We start from the raw sequence: 3215 nt of genomic DNA on the forward strand, positions 1-3215 counted from the left end.
CTAAAAAATTAAACCATATTGTTACAACATTGTCAAGCCCTGCCGCTCCACGCCTGCGGCAGGGTACTACCGACTCCCAGCGGACTGACAATCCCAAGGTATGCCGCAGCGCGTGTGTCGATTTATGCCAGGCTCCCGATTGTGTTTTCTACCGAGGAAAGCGGTTTTTTGCTTTCGCCATCGCCCTCGCTCTTCAAACCCTCGGAACGCTCCCGAATCACCGCGTCTATATGGTACCGCCTCATCGCCGGGATGCCGCGCCTACGCCAGATTGAGACGCAGGCGCGAGTGACGCCGAGCGCCTCCTGTAGCAGGCGGGTTTTGCCCAAAAAATGCTCGTGGATGATCAGGTCGATTTCGGGACAATTTTTGTCTAAATTTATGATAGGTACCATTTTTTTGCTCAGGTTATTGTGTTGACCGTATTTTACGCTCACGCCGTGATTTTGTCAACGCTCCAAAACTCTATAAATATTGTTGACAATCGGCACACGTTGGATTATAGTGTTGCTGTCGATGCGCAGTTTGCATTGACTCCCCGCGGGAGTGTGGCCAATAGGCGAGCGAGCGCGGGGACAGCGCGACGGTGCGGCGTGAGCGAAACCCTACTACGGGCCACCGGTCTGGCGAATCTGCGGAAAAAGCAAGCGCGACCAGCAGCAAAATTGGACTAGCAGCAAAATTGCACAGCACAAAATTTTTTTATAGGGAGGCGCGCCGATGACGTCGCACGACCGTGTTAAATTTTTTGACCAAATCAACGCACTGCACGGACGCACTGTTGACGTGATCCGCGAGTCAATCAGAGCGGGCGCACTCGACATCAAATACGAGGTCACCGAGTATTTGAGCGTGTACTCTGCCACTGTTCGTGATTTGTTGGAGGAGGAGGATTCTGACGATTAACCAAAAATCTGATGATTTGACATTTTTGGATTGGCGCGAGCAACCGCTGGCGCGAGACGACTACGATCACGACGTGCTCGGCTGGCGCGGACGGCGTGAGATTTTCAATCCTCGCGGCAAAACGGCGCGTGAGGAAATTTTAATTGACAAATTGCAGCAAAATTATGAGGATTAAAAAATGAGATGGACTGACACAGGCGGCGGCGATTTTGCACAGGCGCCAGCAGGTACGCACGTTGCGCGATGCGTCCGGCTGATTGACATTGGTACGCAGCCGGGCGAGTACAAGGGCGAGAAAATTTTTAGACGTCAAGTTGTGATTGGATTTGAGCTACCAAACGAGCTGATGCCGGATGGCGAGCGCGCCGGGATGCCGTTTTTTGTCTCAAAATACTACACGGCGTCGCTCGCAGAAAAGGCTAATTTGAGACGCGATTTAGTCAACTGGCGCGGTCGCGAGTTTTCGCAAACCGAGCTGGCAGGGTTTGACTCCAAAAACATCCTAGGCAAACCGTGCATGTTGCAGTTAACACCAAACGACAAAAATAAAACCCGCATCACCGCGCTAATGGCGTTGCCAAAAGGTGCGCCGGTGCCCGAGCAAATTAATCCGTCGTTTTATTTGTCACTTGAGCCCGACGAATTTGTTTTAGCGTCATTTAATGCGCTCTCCGACTACTACAAAAATTTGATTACGTCGACACCAGAATTTTTGGCGTTGCACGCGACGTCAGCCCCTCCAGCCTCTACGGCGCGGCATGATATAGGGCAGCGCGCCCAGCCAGTACAGCTGGATGATTTTGACGATGACATCCCATTTTGAGGCATAAATTATGACAGCACTCTACGAACTCACGACCGAATACCGCACGGCCCTAGCCGTGCTTGAGAACTCCGATTTAGACGCAGAGACAATACGGGACACACTAGAGGGACTCCAATTCCCGGTCGAGGAAAAATCAAAAAACGTGGCGATGTTTGTCAAAAACATCGAGGCGACTGTGAGGGCAATCCGTGAGGCAGAGGGCCACATGGCCGAGCGGCGAAAACGGTTAGAGCAAAAAATCGACTCAATAACCGAATACCTAAAAACCAACATGGAGGCGTGCGGGATTACAAAAATCGACAGCCCATTTTTAACGCTCGCGATTAAACACAATCCGGCCAGCGTTGTTGTCGATAACCCTGATCTCATCCCTGCCGAATTTTTGCGCACCCCGCCAGTCGTTTCGGTGCCCGACAAAAAACTAATAGGGGACAGACTAAAATCCGGCGATTTTGTGCCCGGGGCGCGACTGCAAACCGGGACGCGATTGGAGATTAAATGATTACAAAAATTTATTTGACATTTTTGCAATGGCGAGAACAGTGCCACCGCGCATCGTATACGCGCCTGCTCGCCGACTACGCGAGCGAGATGCAGCGAGTGCAAGCAAAAATTTTTGACACTGAGCGCGAGATCGGTCTAATCAAAACAAAAATCGCAAACAAAAAAATAAAAATTGCCAAAATGAGGTTGCAAAAGCTGTGAAAAACCACAATAAACGCGCAATTTTTGCGCTCGCGCTCCTCACGATTTTTTGCGCGCTCGGCGCGGCTATAGCCTCAATGACGTTTTATTTTTTTGTTGTCCCGGAGATTGACGCAGCCGCAGAGAGGCGGGCCGAATCGGCCTATGTACGAGGCGCGATGGTGGCAATAAGCGCAGCGCCTACGCGCTGCCAACAATGGCAGCTTAGAGCGCGGAGGGCGGTCTGCGATGACTGATCATAAGCCGCCACCAGCGCCACATAATTTTTGATATTCCAAAATCACGGACTGGGCGGCTGCCAGTTGCGCGACGACAGCGTCGGCGTCGTTGACGAGGTCAAAAAGATTTTCAGCAGCCGCTCGCGAAAGTTCTGCTGCCTCTCTACCATCACATCCGAGGGTGGAGGCGGTAGGGTCACTGGTTGCGGACAGCGCTCGACAATCGTTTTGCCTAGTGGCGACATCGGGACGGTCGAACAGCCGGAGGCTGCCGCGCTGCACGCTACTACGATCATAATTTTTTTTAGCATCGACATTTTTAATCTCACGTTGGTACCGGGTTGACACGTCTGCAATCGCTCGGGCGCTGCGCCGCTCGCTCGAGCGGTTTGAGGCATTGGCCGCATCTAATTGAGCCTGCCAGTGCGCATCTGATTTGCTCATTTTAATTTGCCAGCGGGCGCGCTCTGCCTGCACGCCAGTATCGCGCACCCACCACACCGCACCAGCGAGCGCGGCGACGGCGGCCAATGCCGCAGCGATGCGCCAAAACGGCAGCA

At 52.6% G+C, this 3215-nt stretch carries 5 protein-coding genes; 3 read left to right on the forward strand and 2 right to left on the reverse strand.

The window, feature by feature from the left end; all coding sequences use genetic code 11:
- Positions 1–122: 122 nt before the first annotated feature.
- A complete protein-coding gene (locus ACIQ32_RS12280; protein WP_396195967.1) occupies positions 123–395 on the reverse strand; it encodes a hypothetical protein in 273 nt (90 codons plus the stop codon).
- Between the two features lie 527 nt (positions 396–922).
- On the opposite strand from ACIQ32_RS12280, the gene ACIQ32_RS12285 reads away from it, so the two are divergent.
- From ACIQ32_RS12285 to ACIQ32_RS12295, 3 genes are read left to right on the forward strand one after another with little or no spacing between them, the layout of a single operon-like run.
- On the forward strand, positions 923–1081 hold the full coding sequence (locus ACIQ32_RS12285; protein WP_396195968.1) for a hypothetical protein: 159 nt from the start codon (positions 923–925) through the stop codon (positions 1079–1081).
- A gap of 3 nt (positions 1082–1084) precedes the next feature.
- Entirely contained in the window at positions 1085–1729 is a 645-nt protein-coding gene (locus ACIQ32_RS12290; protein WP_396195969.1) for a phage replication initiation protein, NGO0469 family, read from the forward strand.
- Positions 1730–1739: 10 nt separating this feature from the next.
- Positions 1740–2234, forward strand: a complete 495-nt coding sequence (locus tag ACIQ32_RS12295; RefSeq protein WP_396195970.1) for a siphovirus Gp157 family protein — start codon at positions 1740–1742, stop codon at positions 2232–2234.
- A gap of 439 nt (positions 2235–2673) precedes the next feature.
- On the opposite strand, the gene ACIQ32_RS12300 is transcribed toward ACIQ32_RS12295, so the two are convergent.
- Positions 2674–3215, reverse strand: a 542-nt coding sequence (locus ACIQ32_RS12300; protein WP_396195971.1) for a lysis system i-spanin subunit Rz, incomplete at its 5' end; no start/stop codon positions are given.

The organism is Flavobacterium sp. (genome assembly GCF_044373165.1).
Classification (GTDB): Bacteria; Bacteroidota; Bacteroidia; order Flavobacteriales; family Flavobacteriaceae; genus Flavobacterium.

Excerpts from the sequence above, each read along its gene's own strand:
- ACIQ32_RS12295 (WP_396195970.1), top strand. The coding sequence starts at position 1,740 with ATGACAGCACTCTACGAACTCACGACCGAATACCGCACGGCCCTAGCC.
- ACIQ32_RS12290 (WP_396195969.1), top strand. The coding sequence starts at position 1,085 with ATGAGATGGACTGACACAGGCGGCGGCGATTTTGCACAGGCGCCAGCA.
- ACIQ32_RS12280 (WP_396195967.1), bottom strand. The coding sequence starts at position 395 with ATGGTACCTATCATAAATTTAGACAAAAATTGTCCCGAAATCGACCTG.